General features: G+C 73.8%; 18 protein-coding genes. 13 read left to right on the forward strand and 5 right to left on the reverse strand.

The features are described from left to right. Positions 1-19: 19 nt before the first annotated feature. Positions 20-1144: a Gfo/Idh/MocA family protein gene (locus tag NRK68_RS27395; protein WP_257857047.1), complete on the reverse strand. Its 1125-nt coding sequence runs from the start codon at positions 1142-1144 to the stop codon at positions 20-22. Positions 1145-1516: 372 nt separating this feature from the next. Between NRK68_RS27395 and NRK68_RS27400 the strand changes: the two genes are divergently transcribed. The 3 genes from NRK68_RS27400 (at position 1517) to NRK68_RS27410 (ending at position 5000) form a co-directional block, all read left to right on the forward strand. Next, positions 1517-2446, forward strand: a complete 930-nt coding sequence (locus NRK68_RS27400; protein WP_257857048.1) for a glycosyltransferase family 2 protein — start codon at positions 1517-1519, stop codon at positions 2444-2446. A gap of 122 nt (positions 2447-2568) precedes the next feature. Next, positions 2569-3975, forward strand: coding sequence for an MFS transporter (locus tag NRK68_RS27405; protein WP_257857049.1), 1407 nt, complete (start codon positions 2569-2571; stop codon positions 3973-3975). 8 nt (positions 3976-3983) lie between these two features. Beyond that, on the forward strand, positions 3984-5000 hold the full coding sequence (locus NRK68_RS27410; protein WP_257857050.1) for a TolB family protein: 1017 nt from the start codon (positions 3984-3986) through the stop codon (positions 4998-5000). Between the two features lie 63 nt (positions 5001-5063). Here the strand turns inward: NRK68_RS27410 and NRK68_RS27415 are convergent, their stop codons facing one another. Genes NRK68_RS27415 through NRK68_RS27435 form a run of 4 tightly spaced genes read right to left on the reverse strand, consistent with a single transcriptional unit; the run spans position 5064 to position 15247 of the window. Beyond that, entirely contained in the window at positions 5064-5927 is an 864-nt protein-coding gene (locus NRK68_RS27415) for an alpha/beta hydrolase family protein (protein WP_257857051.1), read from the reverse strand. Beyond that, positions 5924-7081: an acyl-CoA dehydrogenase family protein gene (locus NRK68_RS27420; RefSeq protein WP_257857052.1), complete on the reverse strand. Its 1158-nt coding sequence runs from the start codon at positions 7079-7081 to the stop codon at positions 5924-5926. Before NRK68_RS27420 ends, NRK68_RS27415 begins: the two co-directional genes overlap by 4 nt. Positions 7082-7088: 7 nt before the next feature. Further along, a complete protein-coding gene (locus tag NRK68_RS27425) occupies positions 7089-13445 on the reverse strand; it encodes an SDR family NAD(P)-dependent oxidoreductase (protein ID WP_308296306.1) in 6357 nt (2118 codons plus the stop codon). Positions 13446-13468: 23 nt separating this feature from the next. Continuing rightward, a complete protein-coding gene (locus NRK68_RS27435; RefSeq protein WP_257857054.1) occupies positions 13469-15247 on the reverse strand; it encodes a fatty acyl-AMP ligase in 1779 nt (592 codons plus the stop codon). Between the two features lie 424 nt (positions 15248-15671). Here NRK68_RS27435 and NRK68_RS27440 point away from each other — a divergent pair, with 424 nt between their 5' ends. The 10 genes from NRK68_RS27440 to NRK68_RS36970 all read left to right on the forward strand — a co-directional run bounded on the left by NRK68_RS27440 (position 15672) and on the right by NRK68_RS36970 (position 25797). Continuing rightward, positions 15672-16043: a low affinity iron permease family protein gene (locus NRK68_RS27440; RefSeq protein ID WP_183069227.1), complete on the forward strand. Its 372-nt coding sequence runs from the start codon at positions 15672-15674 to the stop codon at positions 16041-16043. Between the two features lie 891 nt (positions 16044-16934). Further along, entirely contained in the window at positions 16935-18818 is a 1884-nt protein-coding gene (locus NRK68_RS27445; RefSeq protein WP_257857055.1) for an enoyl-CoA hydratase-related protein, read from the forward strand. 75 nt (positions 18819-18893) lie between these two features. Further along, the gene (locus NRK68_RS27450) at positions 18894-19949 is read left to right on the forward strand and encodes an NADH-quinone oxidoreductase subunit B family protein (protein WP_183069225.1); all 1056 of its coding nucleotides are present in this window, start codon (positions 18894-18896) and stop codon (positions 19947-19949) included. A gap of 79 nt (positions 19950-20028) precedes the next feature. Further along, positions 20029-21813 (forward strand): nickel-dependent hydrogenase large subunit, encoded by a 1785-nt coding sequence (locus tag NRK68_RS27455; RefSeq protein ID WP_183069224.1) that lies wholly within the window; start codon positions 20029-20031, stop codon positions 21811-21813. Further along, positions 21810-22337 (forward strand): NifU-related iron-sulfur-binding protein, encoded by a 528-nt coding sequence (locus NRK68_RS27460; RefSeq protein ID WP_183069223.1) that lies wholly within the window; start codon positions 21810-21812, stop codon positions 22335-22337. The genes NRK68_RS27455 and NRK68_RS27460 overlap by 4 nt, the downstream gene beginning before the upstream one ends. After that, positions 22334-22987: a DUF5947 family protein gene (locus NRK68_RS27465; RefSeq protein ID WP_257857058.1), complete on the forward strand. Its 654-nt coding sequence runs from the start codon at positions 22334-22336 to the stop codon at positions 22985-22987. The genes NRK68_RS27460 and NRK68_RS27465 overlap by 4 nt, the downstream gene beginning before the upstream one ends. After that, positions 22984-23691, forward strand: coding sequence for a DUF6084 family protein (locus NRK68_RS27470; protein WP_257857060.1), 708 nt, complete (start codon positions 22984-22986; stop codon positions 23689-23691). The genes NRK68_RS27465 and NRK68_RS27470 overlap by 4 nt, the downstream gene beginning before the upstream one ends. Next, on the forward strand, positions 23688-25106 hold the full coding sequence (locus NRK68_RS27475; RefSeq protein ID WP_183069220.1) for a hypothetical protein: 1419 nt from the start codon (positions 23688-23690) through the stop codon (positions 25104-25106). The genes NRK68_RS27470 and NRK68_RS27475 overlap by 4 nt, the downstream gene beginning before the upstream one ends. Further along, complete coding sequence (locus NRK68_RS27480; protein ID WP_183069219.1) at positions 25103-25696, forward strand: hydrogenase maturation protease; 594 nt, start codon at positions 25103-25105, stop codon at positions 25694-25696. The genes NRK68_RS27475 and NRK68_RS27480 overlap by 4 nt, the downstream gene beginning before the upstream one ends. Further along, positions 25693-25797 carry a DUF6893 family small protein gene (locus NRK68_RS36970; protein WP_373023784.1) on the forward strand — a complete coding sequence of 35 codons (105 nt, stop codon included), beginning with the start codon at positions 25693-25695 and terminating at the stop codon, positions 25795-25797. Before NRK68_RS27480 ends, NRK68_RS36970 begins: the two co-directional genes overlap by 4 nt. The last annotated feature ends 28 nt before the right edge of the window (positions 25798-25825 follow it).

The following is a 25825-nucleotide window of genomic DNA, read 5'->3' on the forward strand; positions in this document are numbered from 1 at the left end:
GGATGAGGACCGTGAGCGGTCAGAGACCGGTGCGCAGTCCGACGACCGCGCCGCGGAACTCCAGGCTCCGGGAGGCCGCTTCGAGGATGTCCAGCACCTTCAGGCCCGCCCGGCCGTCGGTCAGCGGCCGACGCCCCGTCCGGATGGCGTCGCCGAACTCCTCGACCATGCTGCGCAGTGCTTCCTTCTCGCCGATCGCGGGCGCCACCATGTCGCCGCTCCGGTAGGAGACGAGCATGTCGCGACGCTCGTCGGCGCCGATCTCCTGCGGGGTGCTCAGCTCCACGCCCCGGTCGAACACCGAGACGCGCTGGGTCGGGTTGAGGTCGTCCCAGACCAGGGTGCGCTTGGACCCGCCGACCATGGTGGTGCGCACCTTCGTCGGGGACAGCCAGTTGACGTGCACGTGCGCGATGGCACCGGTGCTCAGCTGGAGGGTCAGATAGGCCACGCAGGACTGGCCGGCCCCGATCGGATCGGCGCCGGTCGCGGCGACGGCCACCGGCTGCACGTGGTCGGGGAGGATGAAGTCGAGGACCGACAGGTCGTGGGGGGCCAGGTCCCACAGGACGTCGACGTCCTTCTGGACGAGCCCCAGGTTGATCCGTACCGAGTCGACGAAGTGGATCTCGCCGAGTTCACCGGAGCGGACCATCTCCCGGATCCGGCGCACCGCCGGGGTGTAGCAGTAGGTGTGGTCGCACATCAGGGTCAGGCCGCGCTTCTCGGCCTCCGCCACCAGCCGCTTCCCGTCCTCGTACGTGGCGGCGAGCGGCTTCTCCACGAGGACGTGCTTGCCGGCCCGCAGGGCGGCGAGCGCGACGTCCAGGTGCGTCCCGGCCGGAGTGGCCACGGCGACCGCCTGGACCGACGGGTCGGCCAGGACCGCCGCGTAGTCCGCGGTCGCCTGCACCGTGGAGTACCTGCCGAGCGACTTCCGGGCCCGCTCGATGTCCAGGTCGCACAGCCACCGCAGTCTGAACTGCGAGGTGGACTGGAAATTGCGGACCAGGTTGGGGCCCCAGTAGCCGGCACCGACCACCGCGACGCCTAAGGGTGCCGCGGACCCCCGGCCGGAGATCCCGGCACTCTGCCCGACGGTCCGCTCGGCGCTCTGCGCGCCGTCCTTCGAGGTGTCCTTCACAGCGTTCCCCTTCCTTCCGCGCACGCCGGCTGGCGTGTCGACAACCCATGGCCGGGACGCGTGCGGTGGAGGGGAAAGCCGTCGCCGAGGGGCACGCCGGACGCCTGCGCGTCTCCTGCGTGCCCTGCTCAACGGTGATGGCCCCCCACAACCGATGTTCTGCGTGAATCGCGTATGCCGCCCCCCGGCCCGACGGCTTGTTCCCCACAAGCAGCCGAAGCCGTACCACCCTTGCCGGTTCCGGATCGTCGCCGGCGGTGCCGAAGCACGCCGAATCCGGTCGGCGCCGCTCAATCTAGTCCACCGGGCGTACCCCCGGGCAGAGTTGGCGGAATCGCCGGGAGCGGGTGTTCGAGCATGCATACTGCCCGGGTGACCAGCATCGTGATACCGGCCCACAACGAGGGCCGGGTCATCGGCCGGCTCCTCGACGCGCTCCTGGCCGACACCTCGTCGTCCGGGCCCGACATCGTCGTGGTCTGCAACGGCTGTACGGACGACACCGCCCGGGTGGCGGGCGCGCGCGGAGACCGCGTACGCGTCGTGGAGATCCCGATTCCCTCGAAACACACGGCACTTCGGGTCGGGGACGAGCACGCCCGCGGCTTTCCCCGGCTGTACGTGGACGCCGACGTCGTCGTCGGATCCGCCGACGTACGGGCCCTCGCGGGCGCGCTCGACCGGGACCCCGGCCTGCTCGCCGCCGCGCCCGGCCGGGACATCCCGCTGGCCGGCTGCGCCTGGCCGGTCCGCGCCTACTACCGGGTGTGGCAGCTGCTGCCGGCCGTCCGCGAGGGCCTGTTCGGCCGGGGCGTCATCGCCGTCACCGAGGAGGGACACCGGCGGATCGCGGCGCTGCCGCCGCTGATGGCCGACGACCTGGCCGCGTCCCTCGCCTTCGGGCCGGGGGAGCGGCGCGTGGTCGAAGCGGCCCGGGTCGTCGTACGCCCGCCGCGCACCTGGGCCGACCTGATCCGCCGCAAGGTCCGCGCGGCGACCTCGTCCGCCGAGTTCGAGCGCTTCCAGGCCACCGGGGAGCCGGCCGGCCCGGCGCGGCCGGCGGACGGGCCCTCCGCCGGGCGGGCCGATGGGCGGGCCGGCGGGCAGGACGCACCCGCCGCGCCGTCCGCGCGTACCGGTACGGCCGACCTGCGCGCCCTGCTGCGCGCCCGGCCGACGTTGGTCCCCGAGGTGGCGGTGTTCGCGGCGGCCGCGCTCGCCGCCCGCCGGGGCGCCCGCAGGGCCATCCGGGAACAGGACTTCTCCACCTGGCTGCGGGACGAGAGCAGCCGACAGGGGTGAACCGGTGCGGACGGCCGAATCCCGTCGTACGCACCACAGTTGGCCCGTACAAGGATTAGGGTTCGGGTGCGACTCGCACGTTCGCGTGACGTCAGATCGTCTGCACGGGGGAGCTCCAGAGCATGTACCTCGCGGACCGCTCCGCACCCGCGGGCGCGAAGGCCGCGCCGGGCCGGGGATCCGGCAGGTCACCGGCCGTCGCCCCGACCGTCCTCGCCCTGGGCACGGTCAGTCTGATCACCGACGTCTCCTCCGAGATGGTCACCGCCGTCCTGCCGCTCTACCTGATCGCCGGGCTGGGCCTGAGCCCGCTCGGCTTCGGCGCGCTCGACGGCCTCTACAACGGCGTCAGCGCCCTGGTGCAGCTCACCGGCGGCCACCTCGCCGACCGGGTCCGCAACCACAAGCTGGTCGCCGGCATCGGCTACGGCCTGTCCGCCCTGTGCAAGCCCCTGCTGCTGGTCGCCCACAGCCTGGGCCCGATCAGCGTGATCCTCGCCCTGGAACGCACCGGCAAGGGACTGCGCACCGCCCCGCGCGACGCGCTGATCTCCCTGTCCACACCGGACGGGTCACAGGGCCGGGCCTTCGGCGTGCACCGGGCCATGGACACCACGGGCGCGCTGCTCGGCCCGCTCGCCGCCTTCCTCATCCTCGGCGTGGCCGTCGACGGCTACGACGCCGTCTTCGGGGTCAGCGCCTGCGTCGCCGCACTCGGCGTCGTCGTGCTCATGCTGTTCGTCCCCTCCGGTGCCGGCTCCGGCTCCGCCGGCACCCCGCCCCGGAAGGCCGCCACTCCCACCGCCGCCCGCCCGGGCCCCGTACGGCTGCGCGACGCGGCGGGCCTGCTGCGCCTGCCCCGGCTGCGCGCCCTCGCCCTCTGCGCGGTGCTGCTCGGCCTCACCACCGTCAGCGACGCCTTCGTCTACCTGCTGCTCCAGCGCCGGACCGGCATGGACGACCAGTGGTTCCCGCTGCTGCCGCTGGGCACCGCCGCCGTGTTCCTGCTGCTGGCGGTCCCGGCCGGCGCCCTCGCCGACCGGATCGGGCGCCGCACCGTCTTCCTGACCGGGCACGCCCTCCTGCTCGCCGCCTACGGGCTGCTGCTCTGGGCCCCCGACTGGCCGGTGCTGCCCTACCTCGTCCTCGCCCTGCACGGCATGTTCTACGCCGCCACCGACGGGGTGCTGCCCGCCGCCGTGGCCGCCACCGTTCCCGAGTCGCTGCGCGCCACCGGCCTGGCCCTGGTCGGCACCGGCCAGGCGCTGGCCCGCTTCGGCTGCTCGCTGGCCTTCGGCGGGGCGTGGACCCTGTGGGGCGCCGGCCCGGCGCTGGCCGCGGCCGCGGCCGGCCTGCTGTGCTGCGCGGCCGTCGCCGGCTTCGTGCTGCGGCCCACGCCGCCCGCACCCCTCGCACCTCCCACGCCGCCCGCACCTCCCACGCCGCCCGCACCTCCCACGCCATCCGCACCTCCCGCACCTCCCGCACCCTCCGCACCTCCCGCACCCGATTCGGCCCGACGCCCGTGAGGAACCCGATGACACGCTCACGCCGCCTGCTCGTCCTCGCGGTGGCGTTGCTCCTGCTCGGGGGCGTCGGCGCCACCCTGGTGGTGCGCGCCGCCTCCCGCGCCGACCAGCCGCGTACGGGCGGCCCCGCGACGACCGCGGGCGCCGTCACACTGACGGCCGGACAGGACACGCTGGCCTTCCTGGGCAGCGGGCAGGGCCCGCAGCGCGGGGCCCTCGCCTCCGTGCCGGCCGGCGCGCCCGACGGCACCCGCACGGTCTCCGACCTCACCTGCCAGCGCTTCCACGCCGCCGCCGGGACCGGCGTCTGCCTGCGCTCCAGCCCGGGCGCGCTCGCCCAGGACAACAAGGCGGTCATCGTCGACGCCGAGCTGCGCCAGGTGCGCAGCTTTCCCCTGGCCGGCACGCCCAGCCGGGCCCGCGTCTCGCCCAGCGGCCGGTTGGCCGCCTGGACGGTGTTCGTCTCCGGGGAGTCCTACGGCGCCGCGTTCTTCTCCACGCGCACCGCGATCCTGGACACCAGGACCTGGAAGCTCGACGCCAACCTGGAGGAGTTCGCGATCACCATGGACGGGCGGGACTACCGCGCCCAGGACGTGAACTTCTGGGGCGTCACCTTCACCAAGGACGACGACACCTTCTACGCCACCCTCGCCACGGCCGGCGAGACCCACCTGGTCAAGGGCTCGGTCTCGCGGCGCGCCGTCACCACCCTCGCCAAGAACGTCGAATGCCCGTCCCTGTCCCCGGACGAGACACGCATCGCGTACAAGAAGCGGGTGCGGACCGGTGCCTCGCTGTGGCGCGAGCACGTCATGGACCTGGGGACGCTGCGGGACCACCCGCTCGCGGAGAAGCGCAGCGTGGACGACCAGGCCGCCTGGCTCGACGACCGCACGCTGGCCTACGCCCTGCCCTCCGACGGCGCCGCCGACCGCACGGACCTGTGGACCGTGCCCGCCGACGGCACCGGCACCCCCCGGCTGCTGACCTCCGCGGCCGCCTCCCCGGCCCGGCTGGGCTGACGAGCCGGGCAGGGGCAGGCCGGGGCCGAGCGGGTCAGGCAGGGGCAGGCCGGGCCGAGCGGGTCAGGCCCCGTCCACGAAGGCCCGTACCCGCTCGACGAGTGCGGCGCTGTCCCGGATCCAGGCGTAGTGCCGGCTGCCCCGGACGCCGTCGCCGAGCGCCAGCTCCCAGTGCGTCACCCGGGCGCCGGTGAGTTTCCCGGCGAGCCCGCGCACCCCGCCGGGCGGGGCCATGGCGTCGCCCTTGACGGCGACGGCCAGGACCGGCAGGTCCAGCTTCGCCAGCGCGGCCTCGAAGTCCACCGCGGAGGACGGCACCTGGTAGCGGCCCGTCCGGACCTGGGTGGCCATGTCCCGCAGGACCTGCGCCGAGTCGTTGCCCAGGATCCCGATGCGGCGGCCGGGGAAGTATCCGTACACCGCGGAGAACGCGGCCGCGAGCTGGAACGCGGCGAGCATCCCGACGCTCTGCGGGAAGGGCCACCCGCGGTAGTGGCAGGAGGGCGCACCCACCAGGACCGCGCCCGCGGCCATGTGCGGTTCCTGGCTGAGGTAGAGGACGCCGAGCTGCCCCCCGAGGCTGTGCCCCAGAAGGTAGCGCGGCGCCCCGGGGAAGGCGGCCTCCACGGCGCGGAACAGCGCCGGGTAGTCGTACGCCACCATCTCGTGGTAGCCGTAGCGCACCCCCCGCCGCACGCGCACGGAGCTGGTCCCCTGTCCGCGCAGCTCGCCCACGGCCACCTGGAACCCGGCCCCGGCGAGGGCGTCCGCCAGCGCGCTGTAGGCCGCGGCCCGGGTGCCCATGGCGGGCAGGCACACCAGGACCGGTGCGGACGGATCACCTGGCCTGCGGTGCAGCCGGACTTCGGCCGTGGCACCGTCCTCGGCGCGCACGGCCCGGGTGGTCACCTCGACGGAGGGGATCACAGCCCTCCCTCGCCCGTGGCCGCCCTGCGCATCTCGCGGAACACGTTCAGCAGCTGGATCTCGCTCGACCCCTCGAAGATGGTCAGGGCGCGTGCGTCCCGCCAGCGCTTCTCGACGCCGTGGTCGGCGGCGATGCCGCGCCATCCGTACAGCTGGAGGATCTCGTTCGAGGCGCGGACGGCCAGTTCGGTGGCGTAGTACTTCGCCATGGAGCTCTCCTTCCCGAAGGGCAGACCCCGGTCGGCCAGGGCGGTCGCCCTCTCCAGCAGTTCACGGGCGGCGCACAGCTCGACGTACAGCCGTCCCAGCGTCAACCGGACGTGGCTGAGGGTGTCCAGGCGGTCGTCGGGGTAGACCCGGCGCTCACCGACCCAGGCGAGCGCGTCCTTCAGCATGGCGGCCACGATGCCCGTGCCGCAGGCGGCGCCGCCGATGCGGATGGTCGCGAGGAGCTCGTTCAGCAGTATCTCCCCGTCGCCGGCCCGCCCGATCAGGCTGATCGGCTCCAGGGCCACGTCGCGGAAGGTGACCGAGGGCGTGGGCAGGCAGCGGAACGCCGCCTTCTCGATGTCCTCGCCCACCGTCACGCCCGGGGAGTCCCGCGGTACGGCGAAGAAGGACAGGCCGCGTTTGCGGTTGTCCACCACCGTGTTGGCCAGGACGACGAAGACGTCGGCGACGGTCCCGTTCCCGGACATGCACTTGCCGCCGTTGAGGAGCCATCCCGAGTCCGTCCGCACCGCGCGGGTGGTGGCAGCCAGCAGGTTGGAGCCGTTCTCGGGCTCGGTGAGGCCGAGGGCCGCGTACCCGTTGTCCTTCAGGAGCCGGGTGACGAACAGCTCCTTCTGCTCCGGGGTACCGGCGGCGACCACCGGGTGCAGCGCGCCCCGGTTGAACACCAGCGTCCACGTCATCCCCGGGCAGACCGCGGACAGTTCCCCGATGACCTGGCCGAACTCCGTGCAGGAAAGCCCGGAGCCGCCCAGCTCCTCCGGGAAGGCCGCGTTGAGGATGCCCTCGGCGGCGGCCCGCTCGTGGATCGCCGTGGGGAAGGCCCGCTCCTCGTCGCAACGACGGACGTGCGGGGCCATCACCTCTTCGGCGAACGTGCGGAACGTCCGCTGCCACTCTGATCGACTGCGAGTTTCTTCCACGGCCATCCTAAGGAAAGGTGACGACGAACTTGCCGATGTTGGCCCGGCTGCGGAGCCGTGCGATCGCCTGCGGGGCGTCCTCGAAGGCGAACACGCCGCCCACCGAGGGACGGAGCACGCCCGCGTCGACCAGCTCGACGAGGCGGTCCATCAGCGGCCGCAGCCGGGCCGGATCACGTGCCAGCGCACCGACGTTGACGGTGCAGAAGGAGCGGCTGCTCATGAACAGGTCACGGCCGTCCACGGCCAGGTCGAGCACCCCCGCCGCCCCGATCTCGACGAAGCGGCCCCCGGCCCGCAGCAGCTCCAGGCCGCGGCCCACCGCGTCGCCGGACAGCGAGTCGACGACGAGGTCCAGTCCCTGGCAGGGCGAGAGTTCCCGTACGGCGTCGGCGAAGTCCGCCTCCGTGTAGTTGATCGGGTACTGGACGCCCAGAGCCCGCAGATGGTCCAGCTTGGCCTCCGTGCTCGCCGTGCCGAACACCGTCGCGCCGTGGTGCAGCGCCAGCTGCACGCAGGCAGTCCCGGTCGCGCCGGCCGCCGCCTGGACGAGGACCCGGTCGCCCGGGTGCACGCGCGCCTCCCGCTCCAGACACGCGATCGCGGTGAGCCCGCTGATCAGCACGGAGACCGCGTCGACGGCGCTCACGCCCGCCGGCAGCGGCGCCACCGTGTACGAGGACGTCGTCACCCGGGCCGCGTACCCCCCGTCCGGGGTCAGCGCGATGACCTCGTCCCCGGGCCGGACGTGCTCCACGCCGTCGCCGACCGCGTGGACGACACCGGCCACCTCGTGCCCGGGGACGAACGGGGGCGTCGACAGGAACGGGTGGAACCCGGTGGTCGCCAGCACGTCGATGAAGTTGACGCCCACGGCCCGCACGTCGATGACCACCTCGCCCGCCGCCGGCCTGCGGACGGGCACGTCCTGAAGGCGCATAGCGGGCCCGGACGGCCCCGCGACGATCGTGTAGCCGCGGACGGTGCTGTGCCGTTCCGCCTCGTCCAGCGTGACCTCCTGAGCGGCCTGCCCGCCCTGCTCGGGCACCTCGGACGGCGCGCCGGCCCCCTCGGACTCCGTGGACCCCAGCAGCCCCGCCAGGTGGAGCCCCACCGCGTCCACCGTCCGGTGGTTGAACAGGAACGTCGCGGGCAGCTCCAGCCCGAAGTGGGCGCCGATCCGGCGGGTGAGGGACACCGCCAGCAGCGAATCGACCCCCAGCCGGTCGAAGCGCGCCGAGGTGTCGATCTCGGCGGGGGAGCGGCGCAGGGCCCGGGCCAGCTCCGCCCGGACGAAGTCCGCCGGCGAGCCGGCCGCGCCCTCCGGCCGTGCCACACCCGCACGCGGCGCCGCCGCCCCGCCGTGCGCCCGGTTGAACCGGCCCACCAGAGCGTCCGCGACCTCGTCGTCCACGTCCAGGACCGCCAGCTGTGGGTGGGAGCCGCCCAGGGCCCGCAGGAACGCGGCCGCGCCCGCCTCCGGCGCCATCGGGTGCAGCCCCGACTCCAGCAGCTGCCGCTGGTACCGGGGGTCGGCGACCATGCCCAGCTCCGCCCAGGGACCCCAGTTGACCGTCCGCACCGGCGTGCGCCCGCTGCGCACCGTACCGGTCAGCGCGTCCAGCGTGGCGTTGCCCGCCGCGTACGCGCCCTGGCCCGCCGTCACGAAGAGGCTGGCCATGGACGAGAACAGCACGATGAAGTCCAGGTCCTCCGGCGCCACCGCGTCGATGAGGACGCGGGCCCCCCGCTCCTTCGGCCCGGTGACCGTGTGCATGCGCTCGGCCGACGTCGACCCGATGAGCGCGTCGTCCAGGACGCCCGCGGAGTGGATCACCCCGTGCAGGGCGCCGAAGCGCCGCAGTGTCTCGTCCAGCGCACGCCGTACCGCGGCCGCGTCGGTCACATCGGCCTGCAGGTACAGCAGCCGCCCGCCGGCCGCGTCGACCGCCTCCTCCAGCCGCGGGTCCACCTCGGGACGGCGCCCGGTCAGCACCACCCGCGCTCCCGCCTCCCGGGCCAGCGTCACCGCGAGCGTGGAACCGAGCCCGCCCTGCCCGCCCGTGATCCAGTAGACGCCGCCGGGCCGGAGCTCCGCCCCTCCGGAGCCCGGCTCGACCGGGGTCAGGGACGGGACGCTGCGCTCCCCGTGCCGGTAGCGGACACAGAACGCGGCGGGCGCCGTCATGAGCTCCGCGGCGATGTCCCGGGCGAGTTCCCGCGTCGCGAGCTCTTCGGGCTCGACCCGGATCGCCCGCCCGGACCAGCCCACGGCCTCCTGTTCCAGGGCGCGCAGCAGCGGGGGCAGCGCAACGTCCCCGGTCACCAGGGCGAGTTCGCGGCGTACGGCGGAGCCGCCGCGCGAGGCCGCCCGCAGGAACGACAGGAATGCCTCGCGCCCCGGATCCACGACGAGCAGCCGGGCCCGCTCCGGCAGCGACTCCAGGAACGCCGCCGCCGCGTCCTCGTCCCCCGGCAGCGGGGCGACGGAGCACCCGGTGCCGGCCCGGCCCAGCTCCTCCACCAGCGCCGCGCACCGGCCGGGATCCCCGGTGAGGAGGACGACCGGGGTGGTGATGAGGGCCGCGTCCGTCCCGGCGGGCCGCGGCTGCGGCCGCGCGGCCACGGCGAGGAAGCGCAGGCAGTGCCGGCTGCGCATCCGCTTGAGCGACACGCCCGTGAACCGTACGAGGACCTGCCCGCCGGGGTCGATCACTTCCACGTCGCAGTCGAAGGTGTCGGCGCCCGCCGGGAGTTCGCCGTGCAGCCGTACGTGGGCGAAGGCCGGACCCGACCAGGGCGCGAACACCTCGACCCGCCCGTAGCCGAACCCGACGAACGTCCCGTCGGCGCCGACGTCGAGGGACAGCCCGGCGATCGACTGCATCGCCCCGTCCGCGGCGTCCGCGGGCAGCGGCCGGCCCAGGGTCCGCGCGGACGGCGGCGCGAGCCGGGCCAGCAGCTCCTTCTCCCCCCGCCACATGCCGGTCACCATCCGCATGGTGTCCCCGTAGGAGAGCCCGGACGCCGCCAGGTGCTCGTACAGGACGTCCGGTTCGACGGGCCGCGGGCACCGCAGCCGGATCGCGGACAGGTCGGCCGGGGCCGGAGCCGGAGCCGGCGGCGTCTCGGACCGGGAGGCGGTGAGGTGCTCCTCCCATGCGGAGTCCGGCTCACCGGCCGCCCGGCTCTCCACGGACAGGTAGGGGCCGTCGCCCGCGCGCAGCCGCCGCGAGACCCGTACGTGCCGGGCCTCGCCCTCGGCGACCGCCAAGGGGTTCGTCACCAGGACGTCGCGCAGCCCGTACCGGCCGGCCCCGTCCGGGCCGAGCTCCTTCAGCACCGCGTCGAGCATCCACGCGGCCGGTGCGATCGGCCGGTCCTGCACCCGGTGGTCGCGGACGACCGGCAGCGACCCGGTGACCGTCGCCCCCTCCGAGCGCGGGCTCCCGGGTGCGACAACCCAGTGCTCCTGGCGCTGCCAGGGGTACGCGGGCAGCCGCGTGCCCGCCCGGGGCCGGCCGCCGAAGAAGGCGGCCCAGTCGATCTCGCACCCGGCCTCGAACAGCGCGCCGACCGCCTCGTACGGGGCCCGGACGTCGCTGCGGCGCATCGCCGGGACGGCGGCCGCGGCCCCGCCGTCCTCCTCCAGGCATTCGGCCACCGATACCGACAGCAGCGGGTGCGGGCTCATCTCCAGGAACACCCGGTGACCGGCCTCCCCGGCGGCGCGGACCGCGTCGGCGAACAGCACCGGCTCGCGCAGGTTGCGCCACCAGTAGTCCGCGTCCAGCGCGTCCGTGGCGAGCCGCTCCCCGGCCAGGGAGGAGTAGAAGGCGGCGGCCGAGGCGCGCGGCGACAGCCCGGACAGCTCAGCGGTGAGATCCTCCCGCAGGTCCTCCAGCAGCGCGCAGTGCGAGGCCACGTCCACCTTCACCCGGCGGCAGAAGACGTCCGCGGCGTCCATGGCGGTCACGAACTGCTCCACGGCCGCAGCCTCCCCGGACACCACCGCCGTGCCGGGCCCGTTGTGCGCGGCGAGCGAGAGCCGGTCCCCGTAGGGCTCCAGCGCCTTGCGTACGTCCGAGACGGGCAGCGAGACCAGCGCCATGGCACCCCGCCCCCGGTGACGCATCATCAGGGCACTGCGCCGGCAGACGATCCGCGCCGCGTCCTCCAGGCGCAGCGCCCCCGCGACGTGGGCGGCCGCCACCTCACCCATGCTGTGGCCGACGACCCCGGCGGGCCGGACGCCCCAGGACCGGAAGAGGGCCGCCAGCGCGACCTGCATCGCGAAGAGCGCCGGCTGGACCACGTCGATGCGCTCCAGCAGCGGGGCGGCCGTCTCCTGCGTCAGGACCTCGCGCAACGACCGGTCGACGTACGGGGCGAAGGCCTGCTCGCAGCGCGAGACGGCCAGGTCGAAGGCGGGCTCCGACTCCAGCAGGGCCCGGCCCATCCCGAGCCACTGCGCGCCCTGCCCCGGGAACACGAAGACGACGCCCGCCTCGTCCGGCACGCTCCGCACCGCCGTGAACGGCTCCCGCAGCCGGGTGAGGAGCTCGTCCTTGTCCGCGAAGGCGAACGCGGCGCGGAACCCGCGTCCCCGCGGCCCGCCGCGTCCGCGCAGCGACGTCGCCGCGGCGGCGTCCCGGCCCAGCTCCCGCGCGTCGACCCCGGCCGCCCACGCCGCGTGCGCGGCGCCTTGCGCGTGCAGGGCCGCCTCCGTCCCGGCCGACAGGGCCAGGAGCCGTACGGGACGCCCGTCGGCCGCCGGCTGCTCCGCCTCGGCGGCGGGGGCGGGGGCGAGCACGGCGTGCGCGTTCGTGCCGCCGAAGCCGAAGGAGCTCACACCGGCGAGCCCGAGATCCCCGGCGGAGTCGAAGCGGCGCAGCGAGGACTGCACGCGCAGCCCGAGCCCGTCGAAGTCGATGTCCGGGTTCGGCTCGGCACAGTGCAGGGACGGCGGGAGGGCCCGGTGCTCGAAGCAGAGGGCCAGCTTGATCAGACCTGCGATGCCCGCCGCCGCTTCCAGGTGCCCCAGGTTCGTCTTCACCGAGCCGATCGCCACCGGCCGGTCCGCGGCGCGCCCCCGGTTCAGTACGGTGCCCAGCGCCGCGGCCTCGATCTGGTCGCCGATCGCCGTGCCCGTCCCGTGGGCCTCGACGTAGGAGACCTCCGACGGCTCGGCGCCCGCGCCCGCGAGCGCCAGGCGCACCACGTCCTCCTGCGCCCGGCGGCTGGGTGCCAGCAGGCCGTTGGTCCGCCCGTCCGAGGTCACCGCTGACCCGCGGATCACCGCCGAGACGCGGTCCCCGTCGCGCAGCGCCTCGCCCAGCGGCTTGAGGACGACCGCGCCGGCCCCCTCGCTGCGCACATAGCCGTCGGCCTGCGCCGAGAAGGCCTTGCAGCGGCCGTCGGGCGCCATGACACCGGAGTGGTCGAAGGCCTCGGTGATCGCCGGCGTCAGGATCACGTTCACGCCGCCGACGACGGCGAGACCGCACTCGCCGCGGCGGATCGCCTCGCACGCGAGGTGGACGGCGACGAGGGACGAGGAGCAGGCCGTGTCGACGGCAAGGCTCGGGCCGCGCAGGTCGAGGACGTAGGAGAGCCGGTTGGCGGCCACGCTGGAGGCCCCGCCGAGCAGCGAATAGGCGTCCGCCGACGGCGAGTCCGCGAGCACGTCGCGGTAGTCCGAGCTGGAGATGCCGACGAAGACGCCGGTCGACGAGCCGGCCAGGCCGTACGGATCGATCCCCGCGTCCTCGACCGCCTCCCAGGCCACCTCCAGCATGAGCCGCTGCTGCGGGTCCATCCTGGCGGCCTCGTGCTCACCGATGCCGAAGAAGTCGACGTCCAGCCCGCCGACGCCGCCGACGAAGCCCCCGACCCCGGCACGGTCGGTGCCGCCGTCACCGCGGCCCCAGCGGGCGAACCTCCCGGCGGGCACCCGGCCGACGGCGTCCACGCCCTGCTCCAGCAGCTCCCAGAACGCCTCGGGACCGTCCGCCCCGGGGAACCTGCAGCCCATGCCGATGATCGCGACCGGCTCGGCGCGGACCGGACCGGCGCGGACCGGACCGGCGGCGGGCCGACGCGCTGCGGTGAGGCCGCCGCGGGCGGGCGTCCCGCCCCGCAGGTGGGCCAGGATCTCCCCCAGCGTGGGGAATTCGTACGCGATCGTCGGCGAGACCTTCCGGCCGAGCAGGTCCCCCAGTTCACCGGCCAGCGCCACCGCGTCGATCGAGGACAGGCCGTAGGCGGCCAGCGGCTCGTGGACCGACAACGCGTCCCCCGAATCCATCCGGGCCAGCTCGGCGATGCGCCGGCGCAGCCAGGTCTCCAGCTCGGTGTCCTTCATGTGCTCCCCCTGTGTCGTGCGGATCAGTGCTGCCGCTGCGCGTTCCACGGTGACCGGCCGGCCAGGTACTCCTTCCGGGTCTCGCGGCGCTGGAGCTTGCCGCTGGAGGTCTTGGGCAGGGTCCCGGCGGGCAGCAGGACGACCTCGCGCACGGTCAGCCGGTGCTCCTGGGTCACGGCACGCAGCACGGCGTTCACGACGCCCTGCCGGGCCTCCGGGCCGGTGCCGTCGTCGGCCCCGCGGCGCAGTTCGGCGGCGACCACCACCTCCTCCGTGCCGTCCGCCGTCACGCCGAAGGCGGCGACGCAGCCGGGGCGGATCGCGGGGTGCGCGCTCTCGGCGGTGCGCTCGATGTCGTGGGGGTGGTGGTTGCGGCCGCCCACGATGATGACGTCCTTGATGCGGCCGCAGACGAAGAGCCCGTCCTCGGTGCGGAAGCCCAGGTCCCCGGTGCGCAGGTACGGGCCCTGGTCGGCGCCGTCGGCGAGCGTCGCCTCGAACGCCTCGCGGGTCAGGTCGGGCCGCTGCCAGTAGCCGGCCGCGACGCTGTCACCCGCCACCCAGATCTCACCGACCTGACCCGGACGGCACCGTGTGCGCGCCCGCGGGTCGACGATCGCCACGTCCAGCGCCGGGCTGGTGCCGCAGCTGACCAGGACGCGGGCTTCCGGGCTGTCGGCGGGCACGCTCACCGCGGTCCCGTGTTCGAGTGCGTCCTCGTCGAAGGACCGCGACACCCAGGGCCGGTCGACCGGTGTGCCGCTCACCAGCAGCGTGCTCTCGGCGAGCCCGTATACCGGAACGATGGTTTCCGGACGGAATCCGGTGGCGGCGAATGCCTCGGAGAACCGCTGCATCGAATCGGCGCGAATGGGCTCGGCGCCATTCGTCGCGACGCGCCAGAAAGAAAGATCCAGGCTCGCACGGTCCTCGTCGGTCACTTTTCGCGTGCACAGGTCGAAGGCGAAATTCGGGGCCGCGGAAAGCGTTCCCCGGTACGTCGATATCGCACGCAGCCAGCGCACCGGGCTCTGCAGGAACGCCACGGTCGGCATGGAAACGGAATGGATTCCCATCATTGCCGGAACGATGATCATCGAGATCAGCCCCATGTCGTGATAGGGCGGGAGCCACCCCACGACGACGGTGGACCCGTCCATTCCGAGGGACGTACGGATGAAGTCGCTGTTGTGGGTGAGGTTGCCGTGCGTGACCATCACCCCCTTCGGCCGGCCGGTCGAACCGGAGGTGTACTGGAGGAAGGCCACGGACTTCGGCTCCGGCGACGGCGCGGACCAGTCCGTCCCGGCCCCCTCGGCGATCGTGTCGACCGCCAGCCAGACCGTTTCCCGGACCTCCGGGACGGAGCGCGCCGTCGTCTCGACGGCCGCCTGGATCCCGGCCGTCGTCAGGACGGCCGCGGGCTGCGCGTCCTCGGCGATACCGGCCAGTCGCAGCAACCCCCGCGCGCGCTGCGAGGGGTGGGGGAGGTACGTGGGCACGGCGACGACCCCCGCGTACAGGCAGCCGAAGAACGCCACGACGAACTCCTGGCCGGGCTCGAACAGCAGCAGCGCCCGGGCGCCGGGCTCCGCGCGCGCGGCGTGCAGGCTCGCGGCGACGGCCCGCGCCCGGGCGTCGAGCGCCGCGAACGTGAGCGGGGGCTCGGCCTCGTCGCCGTCGGGGAGGAAGGTGAACAGCGGGTGGTCCGGTAAGCGCTCCGCGTGCGCGCGGACGGCGTCGACCACCGTCTCGTGGTGGAACTGGTCCGGGGTGGCGGGCGGCAATGATTCGTCAAGCATTCTCAGCCTCATTCAGTGCCGGATCGGATGCTCGCACCGGCCTTCAGGGCGGTGGCTCCTGCGACGGAGTACGGCACGAAAAACAGCCGGAGCTGGATCAGAACTGGTCCAAACCTTAGGTTGACCGTTGCTGTGAGGTCAACTCGCATTGAATGGCCGGATGTTGTCCGGAATTCCGGCCCGCTCGAATCGTTTCGGCCAATTTCGGTGGGCCGAAAGGAGGGGAGTGGGACGCCCCGTCGGGGAGGTGGCGGGGCCGGACCGGGGGTGACCGTGTTTGAAACTCGCCGAGTGAAAATGATCGCGCGGCCCGGGGGCATCCTGCCAACCTGGCGCGATATCTTCTCGGCGCCGGGATGGGCTGTTCGGGCACAAGCGGACGAACCGGGTGGTTCGGGGTGCCGGAAGCGGGCAGGCGTGAAGCATGACCTTTGAGCACCCCGCGAAGAAGGGCGGCGAGAACGAGCTCGGGCGGTTCGAAAAGCTCGCGGAACTGGCGTCGAACTTCACCAGCTCCCCTCTCTTCTCCGCCTTCTGCGTCCTGCTGGTGGCGGCCTTCCTCGTGGTCCACCTGGCCCATCTGGACACGAGCTGGCAACACCTCGTCGGCGACGCGATGAGCGCGGTGGCCCTGCTCCTGCTCGCCCTGCTGAAGAACTCCGAACGCCGGGCGGAACACGCCATCCAGGTCAAACTCGACGCCATCGCGGCGGCCCTGCTGGAACAGCAGGAGGGCGAATGGGGCCAGGCGCACAAGGCCCTCCAGAAGGCGATCGGCATGGAAGACCGGACCTAGCCTTTCGCCGGGCCCGGCGGTGGGGCTTCGGCGCCGGGGCTCGGCTCCGCCGGGGGTGTACCGGGGCTCCGCCCCGGACCCCGCGCCTCAATCGCCGGCGGGGCTGGATGTGCCGGCCAGGAGTGCACCCTTCGGCTCCCGCCGGGGTGGCCAGTGTTCCGGCTGGGCGGTGGTGCACAGGGTGGGGCGGTGCCCCGCCGGAGTGTCTCCTCGGCTCGGCGCGTGCGGCCTTGTCGTGCCGAGTCGGCCCAGGTCCCGCCTCGTCCTGCGGGGACACTCCGCCGTGTCCCCGCCCCACCGGCCCGTACCGCCGGCGGGGGGACGGGCAGGGGTGTCCCCGCAGGACGAGGCGCGACCAAGCCCGTCTGGCCGGGCCAAGGGAGCACGCGCCGAGCCGAGGAGACACCCCTGCCCGGCCCCCCGACCGACCCGCACCACGCCCGTACCCCGCCCTGCGGCACGCCGCCCGGACAGCACCCCGCCCCCTCCACCGGCTCGTACTGGTGGAGGGGGGACGGGGAGGGGTGTCCCCGCAGGACGAGGCGCGACCAGAGCCGCCTGGCCGGGCCAGGGCCGCACGCGCCGAGCCGAGGAGACACCCCTGCCCGGCCCCCCGACCGACCCGCACCACGCCCGTACCCGCCCCAGCCGTACACTCCGGCCGGACCCCCGCAGAGCAAACCCGCCGAGCCACCCCGCAGGGGCAGCGGTGTAAGCCGAGCGGCTCCCCCCGGTGCGCTTTCGGGTGACATCGCCGCTCCGCTTCGGCCACCCCCCGCCCCGCGGGGACGAGCATCGCAGGCGGCCGGTCATGCTCCGGTCACCAGCCGCCGATCAGGCCCGGCGCCGCCCCGGCGGCGGGGCCCCGGGCCGCCGCCGCCGGGAGACCATGTGTTCGTTCTGCTCGTCGCGAGCGCGTTCAACAGCCTCACCCAGCGGGTCCACGCCGAGCTGCGCGACCACGGCCACCGGGTGGCGGTCGAACTGGCCCTGCCCGACGTCCCCCTGGCCGACACCGTACGGCGCCACGACCCCGACCTCGTCCTCGCGCCGATGCTGCGCACCGCCATCCCCGAGGAGGTCTGGGCCGCGTACACCTGTCTCGTCGTCCACCCGGGGCCGGTCGGTGACCGCGGCCCCTCCTCCCTCGACCACGCGGTCCAGGACGGCGAGACCCGCTGGGGCGTCACCGTGCTGCAGGCCAACGCCGAGATGGACGCCGGGGACGTCTGGGCCGCGGCCGACTGCCCCGTGCCCCCCGTCGGCAAGAGCGACCTCTACCGCGGCGAGATCGCCGACGCGGCACTGGAGGCCGTCCTGCTCGCCGTGGAGCGCTTCGCCTCCGGTACGTACGTCCCGCAGCCTCAGGCCGGCGGCCGGGCCCGCCCGTTCATGCGCCAGGACGGCCGCCGCATCGACTGGGCGGCCGACGGCACCGAACGCGTCCTGCGCGTGCTGCGCGCCGCCGACTCGCAGCCCGGCGTACGCGACCACCTGCTCGGCTCCGACTGGTACCTGCACGGCGGCCACCGCGAGGACGACCTGCGCGGCCACCCCGGCGAACTGCTCGCCACCCGGGCCGGCGCGGTCTGCCGGGCCACGGCCGACGGGGCCGTCTGGATCCCCGAGCTGCGCGCCCCCCGCGCAGCGGGCCGGCCGGCCGGTGCGCCGAGGCTCCCCGCGACGCTCGCCCTCGGCGACCGGCTGCCCCCGCTGCCCGAACTCCCCGCACCGCCGGACGGCGGCCCGTACCGGCCCGCCTGGTCCGACATCGGCTACCACGAGGAGGGGCGGACGGGCTTCCTGTCGTTCTCCTTCCCCGGCGGCGCCATGAGCACCGCGCACTGCCGCCGCCTGCTGGACGCGTACCGGACCGCCTGTACCCGCCCCACCACCGTCCTGGTTCTCGGCGGCGGGCGTGACTTCTTCTCCAACGGCATCCACCTGGGCGTCATCGAGGCCGCCGACGACCCCGCCGAGGAGTCCTGGGCCAACATCAACGCGATGGACGACCTGGTCGAAGCGGTGCTGTCCACCACCGACCGTCTCGTGGTCAGCGCCCTCGGCGGCAACGCCGCCGCCGGCGGGGTCATGCTCGCCCTCGCCGCCGACGAGGTCTGGTGCCGTTCCGGTGTCGTTCTGAACCCGCACTACCGCCTGATGGGGCTGTTCGGCTCGGAGTACTGGACCTACACGCTGCCCCGCCGCGTCGGAGCCAGCCTGGCGGTGCGCCTCACCTCCGAGGCGCTGCCCCTGGGGGCCGCCGCCGCGCACCGGGTCGGGCTGGTCGACCGTACGGTCGACTGCGCACCCGCGGACTTCTCCCGCGAGACGGAATGCCTCGCGGACCGCCTGGCCGCCCTGCCCGCCACCGCCTCCCGGATCGCCGCGAAGAAGGCCGAACGCGAAATGCACGAGGCTCGCCGCCCGCTCGCCGCCTACCGGGCCGCCGAGCTGGCACGGATGCGCCGGACCTTCTTCGACCCCGACGCGCCCTACCACGACCTGCGCCGCGCCTTCGTGCGCAAGGAGTGCCCCGCCGCGACCCCGGCCCACCTGGCCCGCGCTACCGCGGACCGCCGCGCTACCGCGGACCGCCGCGCTACCGCGGACCGCCGCGCTACCGCGGACCGCCGCGGCACAGGATCCGGCGTCGGCTCCGATTCCGATTCCGGCTCCGATTCCGGCTTCGGTTCCGGCTCCGGCTCCGGTTCCGGCTCCGGCGTCACTGGACTGGCCGCATCAGACGCGGCGCCCGGCCCCGGCAGCTGTTAGCAAGAAACGTGGGGCCGAGGCAGACCGCCTCACGTCCCCCCTCACACCCTGATCCCCTCCCCGAGGAGGCAGCGCATGGCCGCAGTGACGAAGGACCCGGTCGAAGACCCCGTGATCCACATCCTCTGGATCAACGCGGGTCTGAGCTGCGACGGCGACTCCGTGTCCCTGACGGCCGCGATGCAGCCGAGCATCGAGGAGATCGTCACCGGCACCCTGCCGGGTCTCCCCAAGATCGCCGTGCACTGGCCCCTGATCGACTTCGAATGCGGCCCGGTCGGCGGCGCGGACACCTTCATCGAGTGGTTCTTCAAGGGCGAGCGCGGCGAGATCGATCCGTTCGTCCTGGTCGTCGAGGGCTCGATCCCCAACGAGTCGATCAAGCCCGAGGGCTACTGGTGCGGGTTCGGCGACGACCCGGCCACCGGCCAGCCCATCACCACCAGCGAGTGGATCGACCGGCTGGCCCCCAAGGCGCTCGCCGTCGTCGCCATCGGCACCTGCGCCACGTACGGCGGCATCCACGCGATGGAGGGCAACCCGACCGGCGCCATGGGCGTGCCCGACTACCTGGGCTGGGACTGGAAGTCGCAGGCCGGCATCCCCATCGTGTGCGTGCCCGGCTGCCCGATCCAGCCGGACAACTTCTCGGAGACCCTGACCTACCTGCTCTACCAGGCGGCGGGATCGGCCCCGATGATCCCCCTCGACGACAAGCTGCGCCCCACCTGGCTGTTCGGCGCGACCGTCCACGAGGGCTGCGACCGCGCCGGCTACTACGAGCAGGGCCAGTTCGCCCACACCTACGACTCCCCGAAGTGCCTGGTCAAGCTGGGCTGCTGGGGTCCCGTCGTGAAGTGCAACGTCCCCAAGCGCGGCTGGATGAACGGCATCGGCGGCTGCCCCAACGTCGGCGGCATCTGCATCGCCTGCACCATGCCCGGCTTCCCCGACAAGTTCATGCCCTTCATGGACGAGCCCCCCGGCGCGAAGCTCTCCGTCACCGCGAGCGGGGCGTACGGCGCGGTGATCCGCAAGCTCCGGGCCGTCACCGCCCACACCGTGGACGAGGAGCCGAAGTGGCGGCGTACCGGCCGCAGCCTGACCACGGGCTACCGCCCGCCCTGGTGACACCCCTCGGCTCCGCCCCCTCCGCCCACCCCCGCAGACAACGCCCAGAACGCACCGAAGAAGGGTCACGGCAGACACGATGGCACCGAACACGAAGGCGGCCGGCGACGGCAGCGGCCTGGTGGAGATGGCCTGGGATCCGATCACCCGGATCGTCGGCAGTCTCGGCATCCACACGAAGATCGACTTCAAGCAGAAGCGCGTCGCGGAGTGCTACAGCACCTCGTCGGTCTTCCGCGGCTACAGCGTCTTCATGCGCGGCAAGGACCCCCGCGACGCGCACTTCATCACCAGCCGCATCTGCGGGATCTGCGGTGACAACCACGCCACGTGCTCCGTCTACGCGCAGAACATGGCCTACGGGGTGAAGCCGCCGCACCTCGGCGAGTGGATCATCAACCTGGGCGAGTCCGCGGAGTACATGTTCGACCACAACATCTTCCAGGAGAACCTGGTCGGGGTCGACTACTGCGAGAAGATGGTCCGCGAGACCAACCCCGGCGTCCTGGAACTGGCCGAGCGCACCGAGGCCCCGCACGCCGGCGACCACGGCTACCGCACCATCGCCGACATCATGCGCTCCCTCAACCCCATCGAGGGCGAGTTCTACCGCGAGGCCCTCCAGGTCAGCCGCTACACGCGCGAGATGTTCTGCCTGATGGAGGGGCGCCACGTGCACCCCTCCACCCTCTACCCGGGCGGCGTCGGAACCGTCGCCTCCGTCCAGCTCTTCACGGACTACATGAGCCGCCTCATGCGGTACGTCGAGTTCATGAAGCGCGTCGTCCCGCTCCACGACGACCTCTTCGACTTCTTCTACGAGGCCCTGCCCGGCTACGAGGAGGTCGGCCGCCGCCGGGTGCTGCTCGGCTGCTGGGGCGCCCTCAACGACCCCGAGCACTGCGACTTCACCTACGCCAACATGACCGACTGGGGACGGAAGATGTTCGTCACCCCGGGCGTCGTCGTGGACGGCAAACTCGTCACCAACGACCTCACCGAGATCAACCTCGGCATCCGCATCCTGCTCGGCAGCTCGTACTACGACGACTGGGAGGGCAAGGAGCAGTTCGTCACGCACGACCCGCTCGGCAACCCGGTCGACCCCCGCCACCCGTGGAACCAGCACACCATCCCGGCCCCGCAGAAGCGGAACTTCGACGACAAGTACAGCTGGGTGATGTCCCCGCGCTGGTTCGACGGCAAGGACCACCTCGCCCTCGACACCGGCGGCGGCCCCATCGCCCGCCTGTGGTCCACGGCCCTGTCCGGCCTCGTCGACGTCGGCTACGTCAAGGCCACCGGGCACAGCGTCGTCATCAACCTGCCCCGCACGATGACCAAGCCCGAGACCCGCTTCGAGTGGAAGATCCCGAAGTGGAGCAACGCGCTGGAACGCAACCGCGCCCGCACCTACTTCCAGGCGTACGCGGCCGCCATCGCCCTGCACTGCGCCGAGATGGGCCTCGCCGAGGTACGCGCGGGGCGCACCCAGACCTGGGAGAAGTTCGAGGTGCCGGACGAGTCCATCGGCGTCGGCTTCACCGAAGCCGTCCGGGGCGTCCTCTCGCACCACATGGTCATCCGCGACGGCAAGATCGCCAACTACCACCCCTACCCGCCGACTCCGTGGAACGCCAGCACCCGCGACACCTTCGGCACGCCCGGACCGTACGAGGACGCCGTGCAGAACACCCCGATCTTCGAGGAGAACACCCCGGAGAACTTCAAGGGCATCGACATCATGCGCGCCGTGCGCAGCTTCGACCCCTGTCTGCCCTGCGGCGTCCACATGTACGTCGGCGGCGGCAAGACGGTGAAGACGATGCACGTCCCCACCGGCCTGAGCGGACTGGGCGGATGAGCGCGGCCGTCGACGCCCGGGAGGCGGGCCGCCGCGTCGAGGAGGTCCTCGACCGGCTGGCCGCCACCGGCGACCGCGAGGCGTGCGAGGCCGCCGAGGAACTGGTGCGGGTCCTCATGGAGTTCTACGGAGCCGGGCTCGCCCGGATCGCCGCGAAGCTCGGCGACGCCCCGCTCGCGGCGGCCGCGGACGACGAACTCGTGGCGAGCCTGCTCTCCCTGCACGGCCTGCACCCCGAGGACGTGCACACCCGGATCACCCGCGCCCTGGCCGGCGCCCCCGACCCGGTCGAACTGCTCGGCTTCGACGAGAGCACCGGCATCCTGCGGCTGCGCCCCGCGGCCGCCCCCACCGGCTGCGGCTGCGGCCCCGGCGGTGAGGAGGCCGCCCGGCGCACCCTGGAGGACACCCTCACCTGCTTCGCCCCCGAGGTGACGCGCGTGGAGATGGAGCCCGCCCCCGCCCCGCAGCCCGCACTCCTGCAGATCGGCACCCGGCCGCACAGCCCGGCGCGGGTGCCGTGAGCGGGCCCGCCGTCCGTGCGGGGGGCCCGCGCGGGCTGCGCCGGTTCACCGGCCCGCGCCCGCCCCGGCCCGAGACCTGCGAGCTGTGCGGGGTGGCGGTGCCGCCGGAGGGGCACCGCCACCTCGTCGAGACCGAGAAGCGGACGCTGGTCTGCGCCTGCACCGCCTGCTCCCTGCTGTTCGACCGGCCCGGCACCCGGACCGGCCGCTACCGGGCGGTCCCCGACCGGTACCTGACCGACCCGGGCCACCACCTCGACGAGGGGCTGTGGGAACGGCTCCAGATCCCCGTCGGCGTCGCCTTCTTCTTCCGCAACGCCGCACTCGACCGGCTGGTCGCGCTCTATCCCAGCCCGGCCGGGGCGACCGAGAGCGAACTCGACCCGCAGACCTGGCAGCAGGTCCTCGACGGCGCGCCGCTCGCCGCGATGCTCGAACCCGACACGGAGGCGCTGCTCGTGCACCGCTGGGAGGGCCGCTCCGGCTGCTACCTGGTGCCGGTGGACGCCTGCTACGAACTGGTGGGCCGCATGCGGACGCTGTGGCAGGGCTTCGACGGAGGAGCCGAGGCGCGGGCCGCGCTCCGCGCCTTCTTCGACGACGTCGAACGGCGGGCCAGGCCCGTCACGCCCGCGGGGGAGCGCTCATGACCGGCTTCGGCTTCTCCGTCACCGGCGTGCGGGCCGACCCGTACGCCGCGGGCCCCACCCTCGTCTTCCGGCTGCGCGTCACCGCCGACCAGGACACCCGCGTGCACGCCATGGCCCTGCGCTGCCAGATCCGCATCGAACCGGCCAGGCGCGGCTACGGCCCCGCCGAGGCCGAGGGCCTCGCGGACCTGTTCGGCGAACGCTCCCGGTGGGGCACCACGCTCCAGCCGGTGCAGTTCGCCCAGGTGTCGGTGATGGTGCCCGGCTTCACCGGGGAGACCGAGACGGACCTGGTCGTGCCCTGCACCTACGACATGGACATCGCCGCGACCCGGTACTTCGAAGCCCTGCGGGACGGCGAGGTGCCGCTGCTGATGCTGTTCTCCGGCACCGCGTTCGCCGGTGACGGCGGCTTCCGGGTCGAGCCGGTGCCCTGGGACCGCGAAGCCACCTGCCGGATGCCCGTGGCCGTCTGGCGCGAGATGGTCGAGCAGCACTTCCCCGGCTGCGGCTGGCTCAGGCTGCCCGCGGACCTGATGGCCGAACTGCTCGCCTACCGCTCCCGCCACGCGCTCGCCTCCTGGGAGGCGACCGTACGCGCCCTGCTGGACGCGGCCGGCCCGGACCGGCCGCCCCCGCCCCGGCCGGGAGCCGTCCGGCCGGGAGCCCTGCGTCCGCGCCTCACCGAGAGGACCTCCCCGTGACCACGGCCACCACCGCGGACCCCCGCTTCGCCGCCGCCCGGCAGGTGGCCGACGCCGTCCTCCTGGAGGGGTACGTCCTCTACCCCTACCGGGCCTCCGCCGCGAAGAACCGGCTGCGCTGGCAGTTCGGGGTCCTCGTACCCCCCGCATGGGGGCCCGCCCACGGCGAACACGCCTTCCAGCGGACCGAGGTCCTGATGGAACCCAGGGGCGACGCGACACTCGCCCTGGAACTGCGCTTCCTGCACGCGCAGCGGCGTACGGTCCAGCGGGCCCTGGACGACGGGGGCTTCGCCGACACCGATGAACTGCACCTGGCCGACCGGGTCCTCGTCCCCTGGGACGAAGGAACCGAGGAACACGTCGAACTCTCCTTCCCCGTATCCGAGTTGACCGGCGACGGCATCACCGTCCCGTTCACCCGCCCCGCCCGCGACGACACCGAGGCCGTCCTCGACACCGACGGGCGGACGGCGGGCCGCCTGGTGCGGCGCACCGAGGCGATCGAGGGCGTCCTGCGGCTGCGCGCCGTGGAACTCGACGGCGCCTACCGGGTGTTCCGGCTCACGGCCGTCGTGGAGAACACCAGCCCGTGGACCCCGGCGGCCGCGGCCGACGCCGACCGCGAGGCGGCCCTGCCCCGCTCACTGGTCGCCGCCCACCTCCTGCTGGGCCTCGACTCCGGCTCCTTCCTGTCGATGACCGACCCGCCCGAATGGGCCCGGGAGGCCGTCGCCGCCTGCGACAATCGCCACACCTGGCCGGTGCTCGCCGGCGGGGCGGGCCGCGCCGACGTGGTCCTGTCCTCCCCGATCATCCTGGAGGACCACCCGGCCATCGCCCCCGAGAGCGCGGGCGCCATGTACGACGCCACCGAGATCGACGAGATCCTCGCCCTGCGCACGGCGGCCCTGACCGAGCAGGAGAAACGCGAGGCGCGCGGCACCGACGCCCGGGCGGCCGCCGTCATCGACCTCGCCGACTCCCTGCCCCCCGAGGTCCTGGAACGGCTGCACGGCGCGGTGCGCTCGCTGCGCGAGGTCACCGGCCCGGACGGGCCGGAACAGATCACCGAGATCCCCGACGAGGAAGCCGTGTTCAGGCCCGACACACCCTGGTGGGACCCCGCCCGGGCCGGCACCGCCGACCCGGCCCGCGACCGGATCAGCGTCGACGGCACCCCGGTCGGCCCCGGCAGCCGGGTCCTGCTCCGCCCCGGACCGCGTCGCACCGACGCCCAGGACCTCTTCCTCCACGGCCGCGCCGCACACGTCGAAGCAGTCCTGCACGACGTCGACGGGGGAGTGCACCTCGCCGTCACGGTGGAGGACGACCCCGGCGCCGACATCCGCCGGGAACAGGGCCGCTTCCTCTACTTCCAGCCCGACGAGGTCACCCCGCTGGAGGACGCGTGAACCCCAGGATCCTGATCGCGGGCATCGGCAACGTCTTCCTCGGCGACGACGGCTTCGGCGTGGAGACCGTACGGGCCCTGGCCGCGCACCCGCTGCCCGACGGGGTCGAGGTGGTGGACTTCGGCGTGCGCGGGGTCCACCTCGCCTACCAGCTCCTCGACGGCTACGACACGCTCGTCCTGGTCGACGCCACCGCCCGCGGCGGAGAACCGGGCACCCTCTACCTCATCGAGGCCGAGGCCGAGGCCGAGGCGGGCAGGGGAGCCGGTGCCGGTTCCGGAGCCGGTGCCGCGTCACCCGGCACACCGGCCGCGGGACCCGGCGAAGGCCCCGTACTCGACGGCCACCACATGTCACCCGACACCGTCCTGGCCCTGCTGGGCACCCTGTGCGCCGGGACCGGCGCCACCCCTCCGCGCCGCACGCTGGTCCTCGGCTGTGAACCGGCCCGCGTCGAGGAGGGCATCGGACTGAGCGCACCCGTGGCCGCAGCCGTACCGCGGGCCGTGCGCATGGCCCTGGACCTGCTCGACCCTCCGGCCCCCGACGAAGCCGGCGCACCCCGCCGCGAACTGAGGAGAACCCCATGAAGAAGGCCGTCATCAGCGGGGCCGCCGTCGCCGCCCTGGCCGCCGTCCTGGTGCAGGTACTCCCCGACATCAGGCGCTATCTGCACATGCGCCGCATGTGACCCCGCTGCCGCCGCACCCCCCGCCGAA

This window comes from Streptomyces yangpuensis (genome assembly GCF_024666385.1).
Taxonomy (GTDB): domain Bacteria; phylum Actinomycetota; class Actinomycetes; order Streptomycetales; family Streptomycetaceae; genus Streptomyces; species Streptomyces yangpuensis.